Here is a 23,445-nt window from a genome sequence, read left to right as displayed (position 1 = left end):
AGTGTCGATCCGGGCCTCCCCCATGAGCCCTACGATATCGACCTCAGGGCCCTGGGTTGTACTGGATCAGTTCATTTTTGGCTCAAGTCTTGCTCAAGCGGTCAACTACTCGACGGTGACGCTCTTGGCGAGGTTGCGCGGCTGGTCCACGTCGTAGCCCTTGGCTGCTGCCAGTTCCGCGGCAAAGATCTGCAGCGGAACCGTGGTGAGCAGCGGCATCAGCAGCGTGGGCGTCTCCGGAACGTAGAAGACGTGCTCGGCGTAGGCCTTGACCGCTTCGTCGCCTTCTTCGGCAATGACCAGCGTCCGGGCGCCGCGGGCGCGGACTTCCTGGATGTTGGAGACAACCTTGGAGTGCAGCGAGTCACGGCCGCGGGGGGACGGGACCACCACGAACACAGGCTGGCCTTCGTCGATCAGGGCGATGGGGCCGTGCTTGAGCTCGCCGGCGGCGAAGCCTTCAGCGTGGATGTAGGCGATTTCCTTGAGCTTGAGCGCGCCCTCGAGGGCCACGGGGTAGCCGACGTGGCGGCCCAGGAACAGGACGGAGTTTTCGTCCGCCATGCTGCGGGCCAGTTCGCGGAGGGGCCCGGCGCCGTCGAGGATGGTCTGGATCTTCGCCGGGATCTTGCCCAGGTCCGCCAGGACGTCCTTGATCTGGCCCGAGAAGATGTTCCCGCGCAGCTGTGCCAAATACAGGCCCAGCAGGTACGCGGCAGTGATCTGCGCCAGGAACGCCTTGGTGGACGCCACCGCAATTTCCGGTCCGGCGTGGGTGTACAGGACGGCGTCGGATTCACGAGGGATGGTGGATCCGTTGGTGTTGCAGATGGAAATGGTCTTGGCGCCCTGCTCGCGGGCGTAGCGGACCGCCATGAGGGTGTCCATGGTTTCGCCGGACTGGCTGATGGAAACCACCAGGGTGTTGGAGTCCAGGATCGGGTCGCGGTAGCGGAACTCGTGCGCGAGCTCAACCTCGGTGGGGATCCGGCACCAGTTCTCGATGGCGTACTTGGCCACCGTGCCGGCGTAGGCAGCGGTGCCGCAGGCCAGGACGATGATCTTGTTGACCTGCTTGAGCAGCTCCGGGTCGATGCGAAGCTCGTCCAGGGTCAGCTTGCCGTTGATGTCCGAGCGGCCCAGGAGGGTCTGCGCCACGGCGTCGGGCTGGTCATGGATTTCCTTCTCCATGAAGGAGGAGAAGCCGCCCTTTTCAGCCGAAGCAGGGTCCCAGTCCACATGGTATTCCTTGCCCTGGGCCGGGTTGCCATGGAAGTCCGTGATGTCCACCGTGTCAGCCGTGATGGTCACGATCTGGTCCTGGCCGAGCTCTACCGCCCGGCGGGTGTAGTCGATGAACCCGGAGACGTCCGAGCCCAGGAAATTCTCGCCCTCGCCCAGGCCGACGACCAGCGGGGAGTTGCGCCGTGCAGCCACCACGACGTCCGGCTGGTCCGCGTGGACCGCCAGGAGAGTGAAGGCGCCTTCGAGGCGCTGGCAGGCCAGCTCCATGGCGCGGGTCAGGCCGCCGTTGGCGGTGTCGCCGCCGAGCTTGTTGCGGAAGATGTCGCCCAGCAGCGCAGCGGCGACCTCGGTGTCCGTCTCGGACAGGAAGGTCACGCCCTTGGAAAGCAGTTCCTGCTTCAGCTCGGCGAAGTTTTCGATGATGCCGTTGTGGATGACGGCGAGCTTGCCGCCATCGGACAGGTGCGGGTGCGCGTTGCGGTCCGTGGGGCCGCCGTGGGTTGCCCAGCGCGTATGCCCGATTCCGGTCAGCGCCTCCGGCAGCGGGCGTGCCTCCAGCTCTGCCACCAGGTTGGCCAGCTTGCCGGACTTCTTCCGGGACTCGATGGAGCCTCCGGATACAACAGCCACGCCGGCAGAGTCATAACCCCGGTACTCCAGGCGCCGAAGGCCCTCAAGGACCACATCCAGCGCACTGTGACCATTAACCACGCCGTCAACGGAACGGCCCACGTATCCCACGATTCCACACATAGGCTCAAGAGTATCGGCTGGCGCGGGGAGATCTAAACCGAGGTGTCCTGCAGCACAGGTCCGCCGGGGCAACCGCACATCGGCGAAGGGGCTGACCAGCAGCCCCGCATTTCGCTCTGCGCCGGGCGCGGGGCAGAATCTCTAGGGTGACTTTGCAACGCAACGAGGCCAACGGCGAGGGTGTGTCCCCGTTCGTCGAGCTGGACCGGCAGACCTGGTCCCGGCTCGCCGCCCAGATGGAACAGCCCCTCAATGAGGAGGACATTGTCCGGCTGCGGGGCCTCGGCGATCCCCTGGATATGAAGGAGATCCGCGAGGTCTACCTCCCCCTGTCACGGCTTCTCCACCTCTACGTGGAGGCCGCAGGTCAGCTTCACGCAGCAACCACCACGTTCCTGGGCGAGCAGACTCAGCGGACCCCTTTTGTGATCGGCGTGGCGGGGTCTGTCGCCGTCGGCAAATCCACCATTGCGCGCGTGCTCCGCGAGATGCTGCGGCGCTGGCCCGGCACCCCAAACGTTGAGCTGATTACCACGGATGGCTTCCTGTACCCGCTGGCCGAGCTGAAGCGTCGGCAGCTGCTGGAGCGCAAGGGCTTCCCGGAGTCCTACGACCGGCGTGCCCTGCTGCGGTTCGTCAGCGAGATCAAAGGCGGCGCCGAAGAAGTCCGCGCACCCTGGTACTCACACGTTACGTACGACATCGTGCCCGGCAAGGAAGTTGTCGTCCGCCGCCCCGACGTCCTGATCGTCGAAGGCCTGAATGTCCTTGCACCGGCCCGGCCCCGCCATGACGGCCGGCAGGGCCTCGCCCTGAGCGACTTCTTCGATTTTTCGATCTATGTGGACGCAAAGACCTCCTACATCGAGGAGTGGTACGTGGAGCGTTTCCGCAAGCTCCAGAGCACCGCCTTCTCCCAGCCGGAGTCCTACTTCCACCGTTACGCCACGCTTTCCGACGAAGAGGCCGAGCGTACCGCGCGCGATATCTGGAAGCGCATCAACGAGCCCAACCTGGAGGAGAACGTGCTCCCCACCAGGGGCCGGGCGCAACTGGTGCTCACCAAGGACGCGGATCACTCAATCCGCCGCATGCTCCTGAGGAAGGTTTAACACACATGTGCCAGGACTGCGGTCCGCCGTCGCGCCGCTCCTTCGCACGCTTCCTCGCAGCCGGGACGGGGCTGACTGTACTGACCGCCTGCACGCCCGAGGCTCCCAAGGCGGGGACGCCGTCGTCGGCCGTTCCACCGGCGTCGACTTCACCCTCCGCAAGCCCGACGGCGGCACGCGCCACTGTGGCTGCCAGGCCCGCTCCCTCGCCAACCAAAGCGGCAGCGGGGAAGCCGTCGCGCTTTTCACTCACCGACCCGACGAGTCCCTGGTTGATTGTCAATAAGCACCGGCCGCTGGCCCCTGCAGATTTTGCGCCGGCAGACTTAGTGCGGCCCGCGGTCGCCACCACGGCGTCCGGGGAGGCTGCCCTGCTGAACAGCACGACGGCGGCGGCGGCCGAGGCGATGTTCGCGGCTGCCGCGGCGGACGGCGTCGCCCTGGTCCTGGCGAGCGGGTACCGCTCCTTCGCAGCGCAGACGGCGACCTATAACAGCCACGTGGCAGCGCGCGGGCAGGCGGATGCGGACACGGCGAGTGCTCGGCCGGGATATTCCGAGCATCAGACCGGCTGGGCCTTCGACATCGCCGACGGCGGCGGAGCGTGCGGTTTTCAGCCATGCTTCGCGGACCAGCCAACCGCCGTGTGGGTGAAGGCGAACGGGCACCGCTTCGGGTTCGTGGTCCGCTACCCGTGGATGTTCCATCCGATAACGGGCTACTACTACGAGCCGTGGCACCTGCGTTACGTCGGGGTCGAGGCAGCCTCGGACATGCTGCAAAAGGGCGTGCACACACTGGAGGAATACTTCGGGGCGGGTGCGGCGCCGGGGTATGCCTAGGAGCTTCCGTCCCGCGGTTTTCCCGGTCCTGTAGTGTCCCTTCCATGGTGGGGAAACCAAGGGACGCTGAACCCGGACGTCGAACAGGCCTGCTTCGGCGCGTCGTGCCGCGCATCGATGCGGTGATCACGCCGCAGCGATTACGCATTTACCCGGTTCTGCTCATCATCGCCGGGGCTGTGGGGCTAATAGCCGGCAGCCTGGCCCGGACCATCGACCCCGGCACACAGGGCGCTTTCCTTCCGGACTACCTGGCTCACTGGACCGGCGGGCGGTTGCTGCTGGACGGCGCCGACAACCTCTATGATCCGGCGGTTCAATCAGAGCTCCAGGGCCGCGAGCTGCGGGCCGAGGTACCGCTGGCCTGGTTTGTGTCACTCCCGGTGGTGGCCGCGCTTTACGCCCCCCTCGCGCTGATTCCCTATAACCTCAGCGGCATCCTATGGTTTGTCCTCAACGCGGCGCTGCTGTGGTGGTGCTTCCTGGGTCTGAGGTTCCTGGCACCGCGTCTTTTCCAGAACCGGCGGACGACAGTCCTACTGTGCGCCTTGGCGGCTCCGCCGACCTTCGAGGCACTGGGCAGCGGGCAGGACTCGGCGTTCGTGCTGGCCGTCTGGCTTATCGGCATCCGGCTCTTTACCCACGGTTACCCGGGCTGGGCGGGCGCGGTGCTGGGACAGGGGTTCACCAAACCGCAGCTCGTCCTGGTGATACCGCTGGTCTTACTGGCGGCCCGGAGCTACAAGGCACTGGCGGCTTTCATTGTCAGCGTCGGCGCCGTCGCGGCCGCTTCCCTGGCCCTGGTCGGTGTCGACGGCATCCGGCAATGGACGGCGGCGCTTGCCAGTCCGCTCTACATGACAGAAGTGCAGGAGGGCCAGGCCTGGAAGATGACAGGGCTGCCGTCACTGCTGCAGTCCTTGTTGCCGCCGGAGTGGGGCCAGGCAGTCGCGCCCGTTCTGACGCTCATCTCACTGCCGATCGGCGCGGCCGTGCTGCTCACGGTGCTGTTACGGCACGGCGCGACTGCAGACACCGCCACCGTGCTGATCGCAACGCTTGCGACGAGCCTGACGTTTTCGCCTCACCTTGCCACCTACGACGCCGTGCTGTTCGTTCCCGTGGCCGTCTACCTCCTGGACCGATGGCCTCATCCGGGACTGCGTGTCGCCGTCGTCCTGGCGTTTGTCCTCATGTGGCTGGTCGCGCCCCTCCACCTGGCCGCCGGCATGTCCCCCTGGCTCTCGGCGCTGGATGCGCCGTGGTCCGCACTCCCCCTGGCCGCCATCTGGGTAGCAAGCCTCCGGGCACTGCGATCTGAACTGCCAGCACGTCGTCCACGATAGGTTTGATGACATGCTGACAGGATTTAAGAACTTCATCATGAAGGGCAATGTCGTTGACCTTGCCGTCGCGGTCGTCATCGGCACCGCCTTCGGCGCCGTCGTTACGGCCCTAGTGAACAAGGTCCTCATGCCGCTGATCGCGGGCCTCGTAGGCTCGCCGAACTTCGACAGTTTCGGCAGGGTCGACTTCAACGGCAATGCCGTGGAGTTCGGCGTTCTGCTGACGGCCATCGTCAACTTCCTGCTGATCGCCGCCGCAATCTACTTCGTGGTGGTGGTCCCCATGAACCACATGATCGAGTTCCGAAACCGGCGGCTGGGGATCAAGCACGACGTGAAAGAGGAGTCTGCTGAGGACCCGCAGATTGCACTGCTCACAGAAATCCGCGACTCCTTGCGGAGCCGGAACCTCTAGCCTGCCAGGAACCACGGCGGCCCGCTTCCGGGACGGAGGCGGGCCGCAATTAGTTAAACTCTCGGATCAGTCGCTGACCAGTTCCAGGGCAAGCTCGGTGCGGACTACCTGCGCCAGGCTTTCGGCAATCGACTGCGCGGTGGCCTCGTCCCCAGCTTCGACCATGACGCGGACTACCGGTTCCGTGCCGGACGGCCGGAGGAGGACTCGGCCGGTGTCGCCGAGCTGCGCTTCGGCGGCACGGACTGCCGCGGCCAGGCTGTCGCTGCTGCCCACACGGCTGCGGTCCACACCCTTGACGTTGATCAGTACCTGAGGAAGTTTCGTCATCACTCTTGCCAGTTCTTTCAGGGGCCGGCCGCTCAGGGCCACCTGCGCCGCCAACTGAAGACCGGTCAGCAGTCCGTCGCCGGTGGTGGCGTGATCAGCGAAGATTACGTGGCCGGACTGCTCGCCGCCGAGATTGAAACCGCCCTCGCGCATCCCTTCAAGCACATAGCGGTCCCCGACGGCCGTCTCGCGGATGCTGATGCCCGCCTCCTTGAGCGCTATTTTGAGGCCCAGGTTGCTCATGACGGTGGCCACCAGGACGTCGTCCTTGAGCTTGCCGGAGGCCTTCAGGGCCACGGCAAGGATCGCCATAATCTGGTCGCCGTCCACCTCATTGCCCTCATGGTCGACGGCGAGGCAGCGGTCGGCGTCACCGTCGTGGGCGATGCCAAGGTCGGCGCCGCGCTCCACGACGGCGGCTTTGAGCGGACCGAGATGGGTAGAGCCCACGCCGTCGTTGATGTTCAGGCCGTCCGGCTCCGCTCCGATGACGAAGACGTCGGCACCGGCGTCCTTGAACAGCTGCGGGGAACAACCGCTCGCAGCACCATGGGCGCAGTCCAGGACTACCTTCAGGCCGTCCAGGCGGTGCGGCAGGGTGCCGAGGAGGTGGACAATATAGCGGTCTTCGGCGTCGGAGAAGCGCTGGATGCGGCCAACGTCGGCGCCGACGGGGCGCGGAGCCTCACCGGCCATTTGAGCCTCGATGGCGTCTTCGACGTCATCGGGAAGCTTCTGCCCTCCCTTGGCGAAGAACTTGATGCCGTTGTCCGCCGCGGGGTTGTGCGACGCAGAGATCATGACGCCGAAGTCCGCGTCCAGGTCTGCAACGAGGTATGCAGCAGCGGGGGTGGGCAGAACGCCGGCGTCGTAGACGTCCACACCCGAACTGGAAAGACCGGCTTCCACGGCTGCTGCGATGAATTCACCACTCGCACGCGGGTCCCGCGCGACGACGGCGCGGGGCCGGGATCCGTTGGCGGCCCGGTCGTGGCCAAGCACGACGGCGGCCGCTTGGGCCAGCTTCATCGCCAGCTCTGCTGTCAACAGTCCGTTCGCCAGGCCCCGGACACCATCTGTTCCAAATAATCTAGACACCGGCTAAGTCTAGTTGATGGGCCCTTGACGCTTTGAATCGGCCGGTCACACGCAAAAAAGCCCGCCCCGCCAAAGGCGGGACGGGCTTCTTGGGCCCCGGAATGTGGTCGCGCCAGCGGCCACATTCCGGGAAGGCGCCTTTTTAGCGCTTGGAGTACTGCTGGGCCTTACGGGCCTTCTTGAGACCGGCCTTCTTACGCTCGATGACACGGGCGTCGCGGGACAGGTAACCGGCCTTCTTCAGCGTGGCGCGGTTGTTCTCGACGTCGATCTCGTTCAGCGAACGGGCGATGCCGAGACGCAGGGCGCCGGCCTGGCCGGAGATGCCGCCGCCGTGGATGCGGGCGATAACGTCGTAGGCGCCTTCGAGATCGAGGATCTTGAAGGGCTCGTTGACGTCCTGCTGGTGCAGCTTGTTCGGGAAGTAGTTGTCCAGCGCGCGGCCGTTGATGGTCCACTTGCCGGAGCCGGGCACGACGCGGACGCGTGCAACGGCTTCCTTGCGGCGGCCAACTGCTGCGCCGGCAACGGTCAGGGCCGGGCGCTCCTTCTTCGGCGCAGCTTCGGCAGCTGAGCTTTCAGAGGTGTAGCTGGTCAGGGTTTCCTCGGCCTCGACGGCCTCGGTGGTCTCTTCGTTCTGAGCCACGATTCTCCTTGTATAGATAAGTTGCTTGGTGGCCAGGACTACTGGGCGACCTGGGTGATTTCGAAAGTCTTGGGCTGCTGGGCGGCGTGGGGGTGCTCAGCACCGCGGTACACCTTCAGCTTGCCCAGCTGCTGTGCAGCCAGGGAGTTCTTGGGGAGCATGCCCTTGATGGCCTTCTCCACGGCGCGGACCGGGTTGGTTTCCAGGAGTTCCGCGTAGTTGACGGAGGTCAGGCCGCCCGGGTAGCCGGAGTGGCGGTATGCGCGCTTCTGCTCCAGCTTGGCGCCGGTGAGGGCAACCTTTTCAGCGTTGATGATGATGACGAAGTCGCCCATGTCCATGTGGGATGCATAGGTGGCCTTGTGCTTGCCGCGCAGCAGGATTGCGGTCTGGCTTGCAAGACGGCCAAGGACAACGTCTGTGGCGTCAATGACGTGCCACTGGCGGTTGATATCGCCGGGCTTCGGGGTGTACGTACGCACGGTGTTTGCCTCGTTCTTGTTCTGGCGTTCTTGTTTAGGTGTCACTAGCTCGTGCACCTACTGTCTGCGCGCTACCGGAACAGAGGTGAGGGCTCCATGTAACCAGTCATCCTGTGGTTCCGAATGTGCACGTCGAGTAGTCATCCTGCAACTGGATTCTCAAGCGGGCACGCACCATCGGAATAGGACACGCACAACGACTACCAAGATTAGCGCGTCAGGGGGTTCCGGGTCAAAATGGGGCTACCGGATGCCGACCGGGTCCTGGCCGGCCTGAGGAACGCGGGGGGGATGCAGTGATATTGACGCCGAGCGGGGACGTTTCGCCGTGGCTCTCGTTGGGCGCAGCCGTGCTGGGCTTTGTCCTCTCCCCGCTCGCGGAACTCCTGATCGCCAGGACCATGCCCCGCCTGGGCGACCTCCCCGCACTTCCTGTCAGGATTACGACGGCGGCAGTCACCGGAGCAGCCTGCGCCGCGTTCGCGCTTCGGTTTGGGAGTGCTCCGGAACTGCCGGCGTTTCTTTTGTTGGGCATATTGGGCGCCCAGTTGGCACGGACCGATCTCACCCAGCATCTGTTGCCGAATCCATTGGTTCTGGCCCTGCTCGCCGGGGGCGCTTTATTGCTGGTACTTGCGTGGGCAGTCAGCGGATATGCAACCGGACTTGTCCGCGGCGTGCTGGGCGCCGCAATCCTTTTCGCTGCCTATTTAATGCTGGCGCTTATCTCGCCGTCGGGCCTGGGGATGGGTGACGTCAAGCTGGCCGGCCCCCTCGGCCTGTACCTGGGCTACTTGGGCTGGAGCCACCTACTCTATGGCGCGCTCCTCGGCTTCATCCTTAATGGCGTCATCACTCTTGGGCTCGTCAGTGTACGGCGGCGTGGCAAGGGTACAGAGGTGGCCCACGGCCCGTCTATGCTGGCCGCCGCGGCCGGCGTCGCACTTCTCCTGGACTAGCCCGCCGACCCTCCGGCCGCTGCCGGGACGTCCGTTTCTGAGTACTCCCCCGCAATTTCCAAGTAGCGACCATTTTTCCGCGCCCGAAAAGTCGAGTACCACTACGCATTGTTGCCTAATTCCCCGAATGACAATCTCGTCTTAGCGAAGGCCAGCCGCTGGGATTGAATGGGGTAGCTGGTAATTCGTTGAAATTCAATTAATCCATTTCACCGAATTTAAGGAAATAACAATGACTTCTCTCATGGTCTCAATGACCGCTTTCATCGCCGGCATCAAGGACCGCCTGGCTTCCGAAAAGGGAGCAACGATGGTGGAGTACGGCCTGATGGTCGCCCTGATCGCCATCGTGGTTGCCGTCGGCGCCACAGCCCTCGGCACGGGAATCAACCTCCTCTTCGGCGAGGTTGAAGGCCAGCTCTGATCGATCCACGCGCAACTGGTTCCGGCGGGCCCACCCGGGCCCGCCGGAACCAGTTCCGCCATCCATCCATTAGACCGGCAATCAGCTGGCCTTATAGACCCTGGGGGACGGTTTGAAACCGAAACAGAAAGAGCGCGGCGCAGTAGCCGTCGAGATGGCATTCATCCTTCCTCTGCTGCTTTTGATCCTCATCGGCACCATGGAGTTCGGCCGGGTATTCAACATTCAGAACTCATTGACGCAGGCTGCCCGGGAAGGTGCGCGGCATGCTGCGATCCACTATGACGACGGCTCGCTTGATGTCGAAGGGACCGCCCTGGGCGCCGCTCCCTCGCTGGACGGGCTGGGCGTCACCGTGACAGACAACGCTGCCAGTTGTTCGGACGGAAGCAACGTCGAAGTCACAACCAGTGTGACCCTCTCCTCCATGTCCGGATTCCTCGACTCCGGCTGGTTCGGGTCACCGGGCCTCTTCCCCATGACGCTGAACGGAACAGGAGTAATGCGATGCGGCGGTTAATGACGTGTCCCGGCCCAGGAACATTCGCCACGCGGAAGGACAACGAACGGGGCGCAGCCGCCGTCGTCGTGGCCTTTTCCATGGTGGTGCTCCTGGGATTTGCCGCCCTTGCCGTCGACGTCGGGGCCATGTACGCCGAGAAGACACAACTTCAGACTGGAGCTGACGCTACCGCCCTGGCGATCGCCGGGGACTGTGCAAAAGGGATCAGCTGCCCGACTGCCATGACGGATCCGGGCAACCGGCTCGCGGACGATAACGCCAACGACGGGTTCAGCGGGGTCTTCTCCGTTACACAGCCCAGCGCAACCTCGGTACGGGTTGAAACCAACGCCCAGCCCGCCGGCTCCGCGGACGACAGCTTTACCTTGTATTTTGCCCGGGCCCTGGGACACGAGGCGACTTCCATCCATGCAGTAGCAGAAGCATCCTGGGGCGCGCCCTCCCGAGCGACGACACTGCCCTGGACCATTAGCCAATGCGTCTTCGAGCAATACCTTTCACCCAGCCAGCTTGCCGAGCTTAACTCGACGGGCAGCTTCACGGGTGACCCCATTCCGACGCACATTCTCCTGCGCTATGACGAGAACACTCCGGATTACCCCGGTTGCGCTCCCCAAAACGGCTATGCCGAGGGTGGATTCGGATGGCTTGACCGGGATTCGGGGTGCACCGCAGACATTGATATCGCGGCCTCCGAAATCGGAAATGATCCGGGCAACGATTTTCCCTCAGAATGCACGTCCATCATTTCCACCCTGTTGGACGATCCCATCCTGGTTCCCATCTTCAGCACTGCGACCGGAACGGGACAACACGCAACGTACGGATTGACCGGCTTTATCGCCTTCCAGGTCACCGGATACAAGTTTGGCGGAGGCCCATCACTGACGAATCTGGACCCTGCCGCCCCCTCGTGCAATGGCAACTGCCGGGGCATTCAGGGCTTCTTCACCCGCTACGTGACCCTCGAAGAGGGGCTTGCAGCGAGTGGTGGAACACCAAACTACGGCGCAACCGCAGTTTGGCTCTCGGAGTAGCCGCCGGCCTCTCCACTCGCGAACCAATTAAGGAAGAAGGAGAAATCTCGTGAAATCACGCCTACTGGGAGGCATTGCGGCTCTGGTATTAGCCGTCATCGGAACTGTACTGCTTGTGGTTTATGTACAAGGAGCCGACAACAGAGCGGCGCAAGGGCTGGAACCCGTCAACGTGCTGGTCGTAAAAGAGTCCGTACCCGCAGGAACTAAGGCGGAGGAGCTCAACAAGTTCGTCCAGGAAGAATCAATCCCGCAGGCTGCAGTTCCCGAGGGGGCACTGGAGAGCCTCGGCGACCAGAACGGCAAAGTGACCTCCGTAGCCCTGCAGCCGGGGGAACAGCTCCTGGCCTCGCGCCTGGTGGACCCAAGGGAGCTGGTGCCTGGCACCGTTCCAGTCCCCAAGGGCCTCGAGGAAGTCACTGTGCTCCTGACTCCTGAACGCCTCCTAGGCGGGCGGATCGAAGCCGGAGATAAGGTCACGGTCTTCACCTCGTTCAAGACCGAAGAGGACATTCCCGCCGGTGCCCGTGTGCCAGCCGAACTCAAGGGCTGGAAGCAGTCCACCGGGATTCTGTTCCACGACGTCCTGGTCACAGCCGTCCAGAAAGCCGCGCCTGACACCAAGAAGACCGGGTCCGAGTCCCAGGATTCCCAGAATGGCGTACAAATGCCCAACGGGTCGGCATTTGTCACGGTAGCCCGCACCGATGCAGACGCCGCCAAGCTCGTATTCGGCGCAGAGTTCGGCACGATCTGGCTGGCGAAACAGACCGATTCCAGCACCAAGAGCGACCCCCCGGTCACCACCCTTGGAGGGCTGTACTAATGAGCCGGTTTGTAGCCATCACCGCCGTCCGCGACTTCGAGGCAAGAATTCGTCAGGCCATAACAGGAGCCCTCCACGGCGAACTGCAGACCCTGACGCCCGAAGTGCTGGCAGGCGGTCCCGACGATGTATTCCGCCAGCTCTCCGGAGCCCCACCCGAGGTGCTGATCCTGGGTCCCGGTGTCACTCCGGATGAGGCCCTGAAACTTGCTACAGTCTTCGACCTGCAATATCCCGAGGTCAGCCTGCTGCTGGTGGCCGAGCCCACGCCGGACCTCGTACTTAAGGCGATGCACTCAGGGATCCGGGATGTGCTCACTCCGGACATCGTCATCAACGACCTCCGGGTACTGCTGGAACGGGCATGTCTTGCTTCTGCCAGCCGCCGGAGGGGCATGGCCCCGGCGGCGGAATCAGGGCAGGAACGCGGAAGGGTAGTCGCCGTTATGTCCCCCAAAGGCGGCGTGGGGAAGACCACCGTAGCCACCAACCTGGCCATCGGACTGGGCAAGGTGGCGCCCATGGGCGTGGTCATCGTGGACCTTGACCTGCAGTTCGGTGACGTGGCATCCGGTCTTCTGTTGGAGCCCGAGCACTGCATCACCGAGGCCGTCCACGGGTCTGCGTCCCAGGACTCCATGGTGCTGAAGGCTTACCTTACGGTCCACCCGGCCGGAATTTATGCCCTCTGCGCGCCCCGCACCCCGGCGGAGTCGGACTACATCACCGCGGACCACGTGAGCCGGCTCATCAACCAACTGGCAAGCGAGTTCAAGTACGTGGTGGTGGACACCGCTCCGGGCCTTGGCGAGCACGTCCTGGCGACCCTGGAGCAGGCAACGGATGCCGTGTGGGTGTGCGGCATGGACGTGCCGAGTGTCAGGGGGCTGCGCAAGTGCTTCAGTGTCCTCAAGGAACTTCAACTCATACCGCAGGGCCGCCATACGGTCCTCAATTTCGCCGACCGTAAGAGCGGCCTCTCAGTCCAGGATGTGGAGGCCACCATCGGCGTACCCATCGATGCAGTGGTCCCGCGTTCGCGGACCCTGCCTTTTTCCACAAATCGCGGCGTCCCGGTGCTGCAGAGCACCACCAGGGATTCAGCTTCCAAGGGTTTGAAGAAGCTGGTGGACCGCTTCGACCCGGCATGGGTCTCCTCTTCCCACAACAAACTGCACCGGAGGGTGGTTGTATCGTGAGGCTTTCAGATCGGCTGGCCAAGTCAGCTACAGAAAATCCGGTTGCGGCCACGCAGGATGCCCCGGCAGCAGCGGCCGCCACACCGCCGGCAGCCTATGCAGAAGTACCGTCACAGCCTGCCCGCAGTCCGCTGGCCGCAACACTGAGCGCCACTGCGGCACCGCCGGCACAGTCCGTGGACGCGCTCGCAGGGCTCAAGCAGCGCGCAGCCCTGGCCCTCTTTGAACGGATGGGAACACGGTTCGGCGATTCAGCGTCGTCAGAGGAGGACCTGCGGGCATCAGCGGTTGAAGAGCTCTCGGCCGTCATAGATGAAGAACAGGTTCCCCTGTCTCCGGAAGAACGCCGTCGCCTCATTCGGGAAATCGCCGACGAGGTCATGGGTTTTGGTCCCCTCCAGCGACTGCTGGAGGATCCGTCCGTGACGGAAATCATGGTCAACAGGTTCGACCAGATCTATATCGAGCGCGGCGGGCACCTGCACCTCACAGGAGCGCAGTTCAGCTCTGACGACCACCTCCGTAAGGTAATCGAACGCATCGTCTCCAAGGTAGGCCGACGTATCGACGAATCTTCCCCACTGGTGGACGCCCGACTGGAGGACGGCTCACGTGTCAATGCGATCATTCCGCCCTTGGCCGTGAACGGCCCGTCGCTAACCATCCGGAAGTTCAGCCATGTACCCCTCACGGTCCGTAACCTCATCGAATGGGGCTCGCTGACGGTGGAGATGGCAGAACTGCTCAGCGCCTGCGTTAAGGCGCGGCTCAACGTCATCGTTTCCGGCGGCACGGGTACCGGCAAAACGACGCTGCTGAACGTTCTCTCCTCGTTTATCCCCGAAGACGACCGCATTGTCACCATCGAGGATGCCGTCGAACTGCAGTTGCAGCAGGAGCACGTGGTCCGGTTGGAAAGCAGGCCTCCCAACATTGAAGGCAAGGGCGCCGTCAATATCCGCGAGTTGGTGAGGAACTCCCTGCGCATGCGGCCCGACCGAATCATCGTTGGCGAAGTCCGTGGCGGCGAGTCGCTGGATATGCTCCAGGCCATGAACACTGGCCACGACGGCTCTCTGTCAACAGTGCACGCCAATTCGCCCAGAGATGCGATCGCCCGCCTGGAGACGCTGGTGCTGATGGCAGGGATGGATCTTCCATTGCGTGCCATCAGGGAGCAGGTGGCATCCGCTGTGGATCTGATCGTCCAGGTCACCAGGCTTCGCGATGGCAGCCGGCGCGTCACGCACGTGACGGAGGTCCAGGGCATGGAAGGGGAAATTGTCACCTTGCAGGACGTTTTCCTCTTTGATTATTCAGCCGGAATGGACCCGCAGGGCCGGTTCCTGGGCAAGCCTGCATCCACAGGAATCCGTCCCCGATTCCTCGACCGCTTCGCAGAAGTGGGCATCTCGGTTTCGCCGGCAGTATTTGGTGCAGACATGGCACCCTATGGGAGGCGGTAGCAATGGAGTCACCATTGCTACTGGCAACTGCCGTCGTCCTGTGTCTTGGCGCTTTGCTGGTTCTTTTCCTTGTAGTTCTCAGACCGACCAACGGGGCCATTCCGATGGCGCGGCGCCGACCGGAAGGGGTCCAGACAGCCACACCGCTGAGCAGGGTCTCCCATACGCTTGTTGGGGGCGTGGACAAAGCTCTTGGCAAATCGGGCGGACCATTCAACCGGGACCTGCTCTATAACGCCGGCGTCAAGCTGGGGCCGGCCGATTTCACTCTCCTGGTGGCGGTGGTCGCCCTGCTGTTGGGCTTCGTGGGCTCGCTTCTCACCAACCCGGTCCTGGGTGTTCTTCTCGGAGCGGCTTCGCCCTTTATTATCCGGTTGGTCCTGACGCTTCGAACGGACAAGAGACAGGGCAAGTTCGAGGGCCAGCTGATTGATACTCTCCAGATGCTCGTCGGAGGTCTCCGGGCCGGTCATAGCGTAATCCGTTCCATTGAGGCAGCCGGGCTGGAATCCGAAGCCCCCACCTCGGAGGAACTGCGCCGTATCGTCAACGAAACCCGCATCGGTAAGGACCTTGGCCTGGCCCTCGAGGAGACGGCCGACCGAATGGACAGCGAGGATTTCCGCTGGGTGGGCCAGGCGATCCAGATCAACCGGGAAGTCGGCGGGGATCTGGCAGAAGTGCTGGAGCAGGTTGCCGCCACTATCCGGGAGCGGACCGAGATCAAAGGCCAGGTGCGGTCGCTTAGCGCAGAGGGCAGGATCTCCGCCATCATCCTGATGGGCATGCCGGTGGCCGTTGCTGTAATGCTTTCGTTCGTAAACCCGACCTACATGAAGGTTTTCGTGGACGAACCGGCAGGAAACCTGATGATCGCGGTAAGTGCGGTCATGTTCGTCATCGGCGGTTTTTGGATGAGCCGCATCGTCAAGATTAAGTTCTAGGAGGACGCCATGACTCCCGTTGGTTGGCTGATCATTGCTGCGGTGGTACTTCCGCTTGCTTACTTCACCTATGTGCTGGCTACGTTGGACCACACCGGGGCCCTCGCCATCCGGACAAACCTCGGCCAGGGCTTCACGCAGAACGGATCCACAGCGGCGGCGCGGGCGCCCATGATGCTGGGCGTGGCCAAACGGCTGACGCCCGGGAGCTACGAGGCGAAACTGGACCGTTGGCTCGCGTTGGCGGGTCGTCCGGTATCGATGCCATTGGAAAAGCTTCTTGTGATCAAACCATTGCTTGCCCTGGTAGCGGCAGTCCTGGCCATTGTTATGTTCCGGAACGCTCCTTCACTCCAGAACGTCGCAACCGGCCTGTTTATCGCAGCCCTTGCCTACTTCGTCCCGGACCTGCTGGTCTACAACAGGGGCATCAAACGCCAGCAGGCCATACAGCTGGAACTGCCGAACACGCTGGACCAGATGCTGATCTCCGTCGAAGCGGGCCTCGGGTTCGAAGCGGCGATGGCCCGTGCCGGCCAGCATGGAGAGGGTCCCCTCGCCCAGGAGCTGACCCGAACGCTCCAGGACATGCAGGTGGGACGCCCCCGGCAGGAGGCCTACCAGGCGATGGCGGACCGCTCCTCCGTGGCGGAGCTGCGGAGCTTCGTCAGGGCAGTGGTACAGGCCGACAAGTACGGCATCGGGCTGGCCAGAGTCCTCCGTACGCAAGCCCAGCAGTCAAGGGTCCGGCGCAGGCAGAGGGCTGAAGAAAAGGCCATGAAGCTCCCGGTAAAGGTGTTGTTCCCTCTGATGCTCTTCATCTTCCCGGTGCTCTTCATCGTCCTCTTAGGGCCCGCAGCGCTCAGCATTTCAAGACTTCTCTTCTGACCTTCGTTGCCCCAGCGCCGCCAGGCGCCCTACAGACCGGACCCCCTCGGAACCCAGAACCGAGGGGGTCCATTTGTCGTGTCAGGCGTCCAACCCGACGTTGACGCAGGAAAAACGCGGTAAATATACAGCGTCGAAAGGCTTTCCGCAGGATGTGTCAAGGTATTGACACGGGCCGAAATCACGTTGCTAGCTTTGTATCAGAGCTGGTGAAGGACCAGCCCCCAACTCGCTCAGGAGTAAGAAATGCTCTCCCTGTACACGAAGTTCATGATCCGCCTCCGCGCAGAAAAGGGCGCCACCGCGGTGGAGTACGGAATCATGGTCGGCCTCATCGCCGTTGTCATCATCATTGCGGTGACCGCGCTCGGGACCAATCTCACAGACCTCTTCAATAACATCTCCGGCAAGGTCAAACCGCCGGCCGCCCCCGCCCCCGCCGCAACGTAACGACCACGGTCCTGGTTCGCGCAACCGCCCATGGACCACAAGGCCTTCCCGACCCTAACGGCGGCCTAATCTCGCTCACTAACAGCCCTAAGCTCGTGCACTAAGCAAACGAACCAAAGTCAATCGCCCGAAACGCAGGGGCCGAAGCGAAAACGCAGGATTTACCCAACTCGTGAAGCCTTTGCGCAGGAAGTTCCAAGATCCCGTCTTAAGTGCTTTTTTGCTTGCTAACTTCTTTTTAGAGCTGGTGACGGACCAGCCACCCCAACGACACTCGCTCAGGAGTAAAAATCATGCTTTCCCTCATCGCAACCCTCCAGACCCTCGGCTTCAACCTGCAGAACCGCCTCCGCAGCGAAAAGGGCGCCACCGCGGTTGAATACGGCATCATGGTCGGCCTCATCGCCGTCGTCATCATCATCGCCGTAACAGCGCTCGGCACGAACCTCACCGATCTCTTCAACAACATCTCAGGCTCGGTCAAGCCCAAGCCCGCGACCACATAGATAAGGCCATCCGATTGTCCGCTAACCCCGGACAACAGTCTTCCAAGGAGAGGAGGAGCAACAGGTGAAGAGCGGTTCCGAACGCGGCGCGGCCGCCGTCGAATTCTCTATCCTGTTGCCCCTCCTCTTGTTGTTGGTTCTTGGAACGGTCGAATTCGGCCGGGCCTACAACGCCCAGATCACCTTGACAAACGCCGCGCGGGACGGGGCCCGGGTGATGGCAATCTCCAACGATCCTGCCGCTGCCAGAACCGCCGCGAAGAACGCGGCAGCATCTGTTAGCACGAGCATTCCCAGCTCCGACATCACGCTCAGCAGCGAGGTATGCAGTGCTGGTAACCAAGTCACGCTCACCATTAATTACACCTTGGCCACCATCACCGGAATCGCGGGGCCGTTCCCCCTCCAAGGAAAAGGGGTCATGCTGTGCGGCGGATAGCGGCCAGAAACCCTGAGCGCGGGGCAGTCAGCGTCATCGTCGCCCTCCTCCTGGTAGCTCTGCTGGGCTTTGTGGCCATCGCCGTAGATGTGGGCGTCATCTATTCAGAGCGCGCCCAGCTTCAGAACGGCGCTGACGCTTCTGCTGTTGCGCTGGCCCAAAAGTGTGCCCGGGACTCTGCCAGCAGCCAATGTTCCACTACCTCCACACTGACCAGCGAGCTGGCCAGCAAGAACGCCTTGGACGGAATAAGCAAGGTTTACTCCGTCCAGCTCGACAAAACAGCCCGTAAGGTCTCCGTGACCACGGCTGCGAAGGAACCTGGCGGAGTGGAAAATTCAGTGTCCCTATTCTTCGCGAACGCCTTAGGTATCCCCTCCGCAGAAGTTGGAGCGCGTGGCTCGGCTGTGTGGGGCAGCGCCCGGGCCGGGCGCACCGCGTTTCCCCTCGCCTTTTCCGTATGCCAGGTAAAGGACAAGATCGACGGCGAGCTGCAGCGGCTCCAGGACCACGGCAAGAACGCCAATCCCGACTGCAATTACGGGCCATCGGGCGCCGCCGTGGAAGGCGGCTTCGGCTGGCTGGTCCAGGACCCCGGCAAGTGCGGCGGCTCCATCGACTTGGCCGTCAGTGAAGGCGGCAGCGACCCAGGCAACAACGCGCCCGCCAACTGTAGTGACACGTTGAACAAATGGGCCAGCGAAATCAGCGCCGGCCGCACGGTCACAGTCCTCCTGCCCATCTTCAACAAAGTAACCGGTACCGGTAACGGTGCCATCTATAGCATGGTGGCCTTCGCAGCGTTCGAGGTCACTGGCTGGAAGTTCAGCGGCGACAGCATCGCTCCCAACACTTTCCAGAACCGTGCCGGTTCGGCCCCCGGGGTCACCTCCTCCAACGAATGCCGGGGAGAGTGCCGCGGCATCATCGGCAAGTTCATCAAATACACGTCGTTGGCCGACGGTTATACCTTGGGCCCAGTGGACGAGTACGGCGCAACCATTGCACGGCCCGTCCTGTAAATCCAAAGAACAAGAACCTTCGTTAGGAGTAGAACGTGAAGTCTCGCATGCTCGCCGGAACTGCTGCGGTTGCCCTGGCGATCGTGGGAGCCATCCTGATCGTCGTATATGCACAAGGCGCCGACCAACGCGCGCTGGCCGGGACGCAACCTGTCGATGTCCTCGTGGTAAAGACCGCCATCCCTGCTGGCACTCCCGTCGAAGAAATGACGGCTTCGCTGGAGACCCAGAGTGTTCCGGCGGCGGGCAAGGCCACCTCGGCCCTATCCACCTTGGACGACAAAGCCGGCACTGTGGCCGCCGTGGACTTAATCCCAGGAGAGCAGCTTCTGGCCGAGCGCCTTGTCGCTCCGGAAGAAGCCAAGGAGAGCGGAGCCGTTGAAGTACCCGCCGGCATGCAAGAAGTCTCTTTCCAGCTCGAACCCCAGCGCATCGCCGGTGGCCGGATTGCCGTCGGTGATCGGGTGGGTATGTTCCTGTCATTCGAAGCGGGTGCTGATCCGGCAAACGAAAAGGACGCGACCACCCAGATGAGCATCCGCAAAGCCCTCGTCACCGCCGTCCAGCGCGCCCCGCAGGCAGCGAGTACGGAGGAAGCCGAGGACGGATCAAACCCCCAGGACACCACCCTTCCAGAGGGTTCCCTGATGCTCACGGTTGCCGTCAACGACATCGACGCCGGCAAGATCGTCTTTGCCTCGGAGTTCGGGCGGCTTTGGCTCACGAAGGAACCGCTGGACGCCAAGGACAACGGATCCCCTATCGAGCGCAAAGAAGTGATCTACAAGTGAGCCGCTTCGTCCTGCTTTCCCCCAACGTCGAGTTCGACCAGAAGCTGCGCGACGCCGTCTCGAACGGGATACGCGGCAGCGTCCAGACCATCGCCTCGGACATTCTCCCGGCCGGCCCCGTCGAACTGTTCTCGTTGCTGGACGAGGAACAGCCGGAGGTGCTTATCATTGGGCCGGATGTGCCCTACGAAGACGCCCTCACGTTCGCCAAGGTCTTCGACGTCCAGCTGCCCGAGCTCAGCGTGGTGCTGGTCAGTGACGATGACCCCGACCTGGTTCTACACGCCATGCGGGCCGGCATCCGCGATATCCTCAGCCCCCACGCAGAGGCTGCGGAAATCCGCGTACTGCTTGAGCGTGCCTGCCAGTCCTTCGCCACCCGCCACCGCAATCATGAGGAGCCGCCCGCGGAAAACGGCGGCAAGGGCCTGGTGATTGGGGTCTTCTCCCCCAAGGGCGGTGTTGGCAAGACCACCATCGCCACCAACATCGCCATCGGTCTGAGCCGGATCGCGCCCATGAGCGTGGTCATCGTTGACCTGGACCTCCAGTTCGGCGACGTCGCCTCGGGCCTGTACCTCGACCCCGAGCACACAGTCACAGACGCGGTCACGCCGGCAGCCAGCCAGGACTCCCTGGTGCTGAAAGCCTTCCTCACGGTGCACCCGGCCGGGATCTACGCCCTGTGCGCACCGCCCAACCCGGTGGACGCGGACCACATCACGCCCGAACACGTCACCCGCCTGCTGGAGCAGCTCTCCCAGGAGTTCCAGTACGTAGTGGTGGACACAGCCCCAGGAATGCAGGAAATCGGCCTGGCAGCCATGGAACAGTGCACCGATGCCGTTTGGGTCAGCGGCATGGACATACCCAGCCTCCGCGGCCTCCGGTCCGGCCTGGAAGTACTCCGGCAGCTCGAGATCATGCCCGAATCACGGCACGTGGTCCTTAATATGGCGGATGCAAAGTCCGGGCTCACCATCCAGGACGTTGAATCCACCATCGGCGCCCCGGTCGACGTGAGCATCCCCCGGTCTAAAGCCGTGGCCTTGTCTACCAACCGGGGCGTCCCTGTCCTCCAGGAATCCAAGCGGGACCCTGCCGTCAAGAGCCTCCGCCACCTGGTGGAACGCTTCAACCCGGCCTGGCGTACCCAGACCCAGCGGAAACTGCACCGAAGGGTGGTTATCAGATGAAACTCTCCGAACGGATCAATGCTGTCCAGGGCCGGAACAACCCAGCCCAGGACGGCAACAACCGCAATCAAAGCTCCGGCAAGGGCACAGCCCTGCTGGAATCGCCCCAGCCGTCCCCCGCGCCCGACGCGGCGACCGCTCCGGAGCCCAGCCGGGAATCCCGGTACGTCAGCCCCGCGCCGTCCGCAGCCAAGATCAAGCCTGCCGCGCCAAAAACTGCGCCTCCAGCGTCCGGCGGCGGCCCCCGGCCAGCGCCTAAGGCGCAGCCTGTGGATGTCTTCGCAGCGCTGAAACACCGGGCGGCCACCGCACTTTTCGAACGGATGGGCACGCGCTTTAACGACGCGGCTGCCACCGAACACGAGCTGCGCACCTCCGCCAAGGAAGAACTGATGCGCATCATCGATGCCGAACAGGTGCCATTGTCGCCGGAGGAACGCACCCGCCTCGTCCAGGATGTGGCCGACGATGTTCTGGGCTATGGCCCTCTCCAGCGTCTGTTGGACGACCCCGACGTCTCCGAAATCATGGTCAACCGCATGGACCAGATCTATGTTGAACGGAAGGGCAAGCTGACGCTATCCGATTCCCGCTTCAGCTCGGAAGAGCACCTCCGCAAGGTCATCGAGCGGATCGTATCCAAGGTGGGCCGCCGCATCGACGAATCGTCCCCGCTGGTGGATGCCCGCCTCGAAGACGGATCCCGTGTTAATGCGGTTATTCCGCCGTTGGCTGTGGGCGGTTCCTCGCTGACCATTCGTAAATTCAGCAAGACTCCCCTGACAGTCCAGAACCTCATCGATTTCGGCACCCTCACCCCCGAAATGGCTGAACTGCTTAACGCCTGCGTCAAGGCTAAGCTCAACATCATCGTCTCCGGTGGTACCGGTACGGGTAAGACCACCCTGCTCAACGTCCTCTCCTCCTTCCTGCCCCACGATGAGCGCATCGTCACGATCGAGGATGCCGTGGAATTGCAGATCCAGCAGGAACACGTGGTCCGGCTCGAGAGCCGGCCGCCCAACACCGAAGGCAAGGGCGAGGTGACCATCCGCGAGCTACTCCGGAACTCACTGCGTATGCGCCCCGACAGGATCGTGGTCGGTGAGGTCCGCGGCGGGGAGTCCCTGGACATGCTGCAGGCCATGAACACCGGCCACGACGGCTCCCTATCCACCGTGCACTCCAACTCACCGCGCGACGCCGTAGCCCGTCTGGAAACCCTCGTGCTCATGGCGGGCATGGACCTGCCCTTGCGCGCCATCCGGGAGCAGATAGCATCGGCCGTCAACCTCGTCGTACAGATTTCCCGGCTTCGCGACGGATCCCGACGGATCACCCACGTCACGGAAGTCCAAGGCATGGAAGGGGACATCGTGACCCTCCAGGACGCCTTCGTCTTCGACTACTCGGCCGGCGTGGACGGACATGGCCGTTTCCTTGGGAAGCCCGTGGCTACGGGTATCCGGCCTCGCTTCATCGACCGGTTCGAAGACATGGGCATCCATGTCTCGCCCGGCGTGTTCGCGGCTCCGCAGGCTCCGGCAGGCAGGTGACGGTAGCGCCATGACACTTGCCCTCGGAACCCTTAGTGTCCTGTTGGCGGTCGTCCTCTTGGGCTTCGCCGTGCTCGTGCCGGGCGCACCCGCGGTGCCGCTGGACCGCCGTCGTCCGTTTGAAACGGAGCCGCCGTCATTCCTCACCCGCTTTGCCGGCTCCGCTGTGCGGTCAATCGAACGGGTCTTGGAAGGGCGCACCGTCAAGGCCTTCTCCCAAGCGGACTTGGAGGAAGCGGGGCTGCGGCTTAGTCAGGCGGAATTCTTCCTGCTGATCGGCATCGGATCCGGAGTTGGCATGCTGGTTGGGCTCGTGACGGTTGGTCCACTGGTGGGACTCCTCTTGGCGCTGATGGCTCCTTTTGTGGGCAAGCTCGCGCTGGGGTTCCTTGCGGGCAAGCGCCGCGCAGCGTTCGACACCCAGCTGGGCGACACCCTCCAGTTGCTCTCCGGCGGCCTCCGCGCTGGCCACAGTATCCTACGCGCTATTGATGCCGCCGCTACCGAATCCCAGAAGCCTACTTCGGAGGAAATGCGCCGGGTCATCACGGAGACCAGCCTGGGCCGGGACCTGTTGTCCGCCCTGAATGACACAGCCGAGCGTATGAAGAACGAGGACTTTGTCTGGATTTCCCAGGCAATCCAGATCAACCGCGAGGTGGGCGGCAATCTCGCGGAAGTCCTGGACCAGGTTGGCGAAACCATCCGCGAGCGCAGCGAAATCAAGGGGCACATCAAGTCCCTTGCGGCGGAGGGAAAGTTTTCCGCCTACATCCTGATTGCCATGCCTTTCGGCATCGTGGCGATGCTGCTAGCCGTAAGCCCCAACTACATGAACTCCCTCTTTACCCACCCATTGGGCTGGGGCCTGATCGGGGCATCCTTCATCCTGATGATCATCGGTTCGCTGTGGATGCGCAAAATCATCGACCTGAAGTTCTGAGGCAGCC

25 protein-coding genes are annotated in these 23,445 nt (G+C 63.2%); 21 read left to right on the top strand and 4 right to left on the bottom strand.

Translation table 11 applies throughout. From position 1 onward, the window contains the following. Positions 1-105: 105 nt before the first annotated feature. Entirely contained in the window at positions 106-1,998 is a 1,893-nt protein-coding gene (gene glmS, locus ACIQC0_RS12465; RefSeq protein WP_377214710.1) for a glutamine--fructose-6-phosphate transaminase (isomerizing), read from the bottom strand. Between the two features lie 146 nt (positions 1,999-2,144). On the opposite strand from glmS, the gene coaA reads away from it, so the two are divergent. Genes coaA through mscL form a run of 4 tightly spaced genes read left to right on the top strand, consistent with a single transcriptional unit; the run spans position 2,145 to position 5,713 of the window. Next, complete coding sequence (coaA, locus tag ACIQC0_RS12460) at positions 2,145-3,110, top strand: type I pantothenate kinase (RefSeq protein WP_377214709.1); 966 nt, start codon at positions 2,145-2,147, stop codon at positions 3,108-3,110. 5 nt (positions 3,111-3,115) lie between these two features. Continuing rightward, on the top strand, positions 3,116-3,952 hold the full coding sequence (locus ACIQC0_RS12455) for a D-alanyl-D-alanine carboxypeptidase family protein (RefSeq protein ID WP_400535240.1): 837 nt from the start codon (positions 3,116-3,118) through the stop codon (positions 3,950-3,952). Between the two features lie 44 nt (positions 3,953-3,996). Then, entirely contained in the window at positions 3,997-5,298 is a 1,302-nt protein-coding gene (locus ACIQC0_RS12450) for a glycosyltransferase family 87 protein (protein ID WP_400535238.1), read from the top strand. A 10-nt stretch (positions 5,299-5,308) separates the two neighbouring features. Continuing rightward, the gene (gene mscL, locus ACIQC0_RS12445) at positions 5,309-5,713 is read left to right on the top strand and encodes a large conductance mechanosensitive channel protein MscL (protein WP_377214706.1); all 405 of its coding nucleotides are present in this window, start codon (positions 5,309-5,311) and stop codon (positions 5,711-5,713) included. Between the two features lie 66 nt (positions 5,714-5,779). On the opposite strand, the gene glmM is transcribed toward mscL, so the two are convergent. The 3 genes from glmM to rplM form a co-directional block, all read right to left on the bottom strand. Continuing rightward, positions 5,780-7,141: a phosphoglucosamine mutase gene (gene glmM, locus ACIQC0_RS12440; RefSeq protein WP_400535236.1), complete on the bottom strand. Its 1,362-nt coding sequence runs from the start codon at positions 7,139-7,141 to the stop codon at positions 5,780-5,782. A gap of 142 nt (positions 7,142-7,283) precedes the next feature. Beyond that, positions 7,284-7,787, bottom strand: a complete 504-nt coding sequence (gene rpsI, locus ACIQC0_RS12435; RefSeq protein ID WP_050054349.1) for a 30S ribosomal protein S9 — start codon at positions 7,785-7,787, stop codon at positions 7,284-7,286. Between the two features lie 38 nt (positions 7,788-7,825). After that, the gene (gene rplM, locus ACIQC0_RS12430; RefSeq protein ID WP_377214923.1) at positions 7,826-8,269 is read right to left on the bottom strand and encodes a 50S ribosomal protein L13; all 444 of its coding nucleotides are present in this window, start codon (positions 8,267-8,269) and stop codon (positions 7,826-7,828) included. Between the two features lie 296 nt (positions 8,270-8,565). Between rplM and ACIQC0_RS12425 the strand changes: the two genes are divergently transcribed. The 17 genes from ACIQC0_RS12425 to ACIQC0_RS12345 all read left to right on the top strand — a co-directional run bounded on the left by ACIQC0_RS12425 (position 8,566) and on the right by ACIQC0_RS12345 (position 23,438). Next, entirely contained in the window at positions 8,566-9,228 is a 663-nt protein-coding gene (locus ACIQC0_RS12425; protein ID WP_400535233.1) for a prepilin peptidase, read from the top strand. A 232-nt stretch (positions 9,229-9,460) separates the two neighbouring features. Continuing rightward, the gene (locus ACIQC0_RS12420; protein WP_377214703.1) at positions 9,461-9,652 is read left to right on the top strand and encodes a Flp family type IVb pilin; all 192 of its coding nucleotides are present in this window, start codon (positions 9,461-9,463) and stop codon (positions 9,650-9,652) included. Between the two features lie 112 nt (positions 9,653-9,764). Further along, positions 9,765-10,172, top strand: coding sequence for a TadE/TadG family type IV pilus assembly protein (locus ACIQC0_RS12415; protein WP_377214702.1), 408 nt, complete (start codon positions 9,765-9,767; stop codon positions 10,170-10,172). Further along, positions 10,172-11,212, top strand: coding sequence for a pilus assembly protein TadG-related protein (locus ACIQC0_RS12410; protein ID WP_400535230.1), 1,041 nt, complete (start codon positions 10,172-10,174; stop codon positions 11,210-11,212). Before ACIQC0_RS12415 ends, ACIQC0_RS12410 begins: the two co-directional genes overlap by 1 nt. A 172-nt stretch (positions 11,213-11,384) precedes the next feature. Further along, on the top strand, positions 11,385-12,038 hold the full coding sequence (locus tag ACIQC0_RS12405; protein WP_377214700.1) for a Flp pilus assembly protein CpaB: 654 nt from the start codon (positions 11,385-11,387) through the stop codon (positions 12,036-12,038). Further along, positions 12,038-13,237: a CpaE family protein gene (locus ACIQC0_RS12400; protein WP_377214699.1), complete on the top strand. Its 1,200-nt coding sequence runs from the start codon at positions 12,038-12,040 to the stop codon at positions 13,235-13,237. Before ACIQC0_RS12405 ends, ACIQC0_RS12400 begins: the two co-directional genes overlap by 1 nt. Continuing rightward, entirely contained in the window at positions 13,234-14,703 is a 1,470-nt protein-coding gene (locus ACIQC0_RS12395; protein WP_377214698.1) for a CpaF family protein, read from the top strand. Before ACIQC0_RS12400 ends, ACIQC0_RS12395 begins: the two co-directional genes overlap by 4 nt. Positions 14,704-14,882: 179 nt before the next feature. Continuing rightward, the gene (locus ACIQC0_RS12390; protein WP_377214697.1) at positions 14,883-15,647 is read left to right on the top strand and encodes a type II secretion system F family protein; all 765 of its coding nucleotides are present in this window, start codon (positions 14,883-14,885) and stop codon (positions 15,645-15,647) included. Positions 15,648-15,656: 9 nt separating this feature from the next. Continuing rightward, on the top strand, positions 15,657-16,535 hold the full coding sequence (locus tag ACIQC0_RS12385) for a type II secretion system F family protein (protein WP_377214696.1): 879 nt from the start codon (positions 15,657-15,659) through the stop codon (positions 16,533-16,535). Between the two features lie 246 nt (positions 16,536-16,781). Further along, complete coding sequence (locus ACIQC0_RS12380; RefSeq protein WP_377214695.1) at positions 16,782-16,985, top strand: Flp family type IVb pilin; 204 nt, start codon at positions 16,782-16,784, stop codon at positions 16,983-16,985. A gap of 293 nt (positions 16,986-17,278) precedes the next feature. After that, on the top strand, positions 17,279-17,491 hold the full coding sequence (locus ACIQC0_RS12375; RefSeq protein WP_377214694.1) for a Flp family type IVb pilin: 213 nt from the start codon (positions 17,279-17,281) through the stop codon (positions 17,489-17,491). 64 nt (positions 17,492-17,555) lie between these two features. Continuing rightward, entirely contained in the window at positions 17,556-17,930 is a 375-nt protein-coding gene (locus tag ACIQC0_RS12370) for a TadE/TadG family type IV pilus assembly protein (RefSeq protein WP_377214693.1), read from the top strand. After that, positions 17,918-18,952, top strand: a complete 1,035-nt coding sequence (locus ACIQC0_RS12365; protein ID WP_377214692.1) for a pilus assembly protein TadG-related protein — start codon at positions 17,918-17,920, stop codon at positions 18,950-18,952. Before ACIQC0_RS12370 ends, ACIQC0_RS12365 begins: the two co-directional genes overlap by 13 nt. A gap of 35 nt (positions 18,953-18,987) precedes the next feature. Beyond that, positions 18,988-19,743, top strand: a complete 756-nt coding sequence (locus ACIQC0_RS12360) for a Flp pilus assembly protein CpaB (protein WP_377214691.1) — start codon at positions 18,988-18,990, stop codon at positions 19,741-19,743. Beyond that, positions 19,740-20,939 carry a CpaE family protein gene (locus ACIQC0_RS12355; protein ID WP_377214690.1) on the top strand — a complete coding sequence of 400 codons (1,200 nt, stop codon included), beginning with the start codon at positions 19,740-19,742 and terminating at the stop codon, positions 20,937-20,939. The genes ACIQC0_RS12360 and ACIQC0_RS12355 overlap by 4 nt, the downstream gene beginning before the upstream one ends. Continuing rightward, the gene (locus ACIQC0_RS12350; RefSeq protein ID WP_377214689.1) at positions 20,936-22,495 is read left to right on the top strand and encodes a CpaF family protein; all 1,560 of its coding nucleotides are present in this window, start codon (positions 20,936-20,938) and stop codon (positions 22,493-22,495) included. Before ACIQC0_RS12355 ends, ACIQC0_RS12350 begins: the two co-directional genes overlap by 4 nt. Before the next feature lie 10 nt (positions 22,496-22,505). Continuing rightward, complete coding sequence (locus ACIQC0_RS12345) at positions 22,506-23,438, top strand: type II secretion system F family protein (protein WP_377214688.1); 933 nt, start codon at positions 22,506-22,508, stop codon at positions 23,436-23,438. The last annotated feature ends 7 nt before the right edge of the window (positions 23,439-23,445 follow it).

The organism is Pseudarthrobacter sp. NPDC092419 (genome assembly GCF_044755045.1).
In the GTDB taxonomy this organism is placed as follows: Bacteria; Actinomycetota; Actinomycetes; order Actinomycetales; family Micrococcaceae; genus Arthrobacter.
The sequence above is the reverse complement of the archived record's forward strand: the minus strand, read 5'-3'. Positions and strand labels throughout refer to the sequence as shown.

Bases quoted from the DNA above. Each gene is read 5' to 3' on its own strand.
- ACIQC0_RS12455 (WP_400535240.1), top strand. From the start codon at position 3,116: ATGTGCCAGGACTGCGGTCCGCCGTCGCGCCGCTCCTTCGCACGCTTC.
- ACIQC0_RS12450 (WP_400535238.1), top strand. From the start codon at position 3,997: ATGGTGGGGAAACCAAGGGACGCTGAACCCGGACGTCGAACAGGCCTG.
- glmS (WP_377214710.1), bottom strand. From the start codon at position 1,998: ATGTGTGGAATCGTGGGATACGTGGGCCGTTCCGTTGACGGCGTGGTT.
- ACIQC0_RS12350 (WP_377214689.1), top strand. From the start codon at position 20,936: ATGAAACTCTCCGAACGGATCAATGCTGTCCAGGGCCGGAACAACCCA.
- ACIQC0_RS12400 (WP_377214699.1), top strand. From the start codon at position 12,038: ATGAGCCGGTTTGTAGCCATCACCGCCGTCCGCGACTTCGAGGCAAGA.
- ACIQC0_RS12375 (WP_377214694.1), top strand. From the start codon at position 17,279: ATGCTTTCCCTCATCGCAACCCTCCAGACCCTCGGCTTCAACCTGCAG.
- ACIQC0_RS12410 (WP_400535230.1), top strand. From the start codon at position 10,172: ATGACGTGTCCCGGCCCAGGAACATTCGCCACGCGGAAGGACAACGAA.
- ACIQC0_RS12420 (WP_377214703.1), top strand. From the start codon at position 9,461: ATGACTTCTCTCATGGTCTCAATGACCGCTTTCATCGCCGGCATCAAG.
- ACIQC0_RS12385 (WP_377214696.1), top strand. From the start codon at position 15,657: ATGACTCCCGTTGGTTGGCTGATCATTGCTGCGGTGGTACTTCCGCTT.
- ACIQC0_RS12345 (WP_377214688.1), top strand. From the start codon at position 22,506: ATGACACTTGCCCTCGGAACCCTTAGTGTCCTGTTGGCGGTCGTCCTC.
- ACIQC0_RS12380 (WP_377214695.1), top strand. From the start codon at position 16,782: ATGCTCTCCCTGTACACGAAGTTCATGATCCGCCTCCGCGCAGAAAAG.
- mscL (WP_377214706.1), top strand. From the start codon at position 5,309: ATGCTGACAGGATTTAAGAACTTCATCATGAAGGGCAATGTCGTTGAC.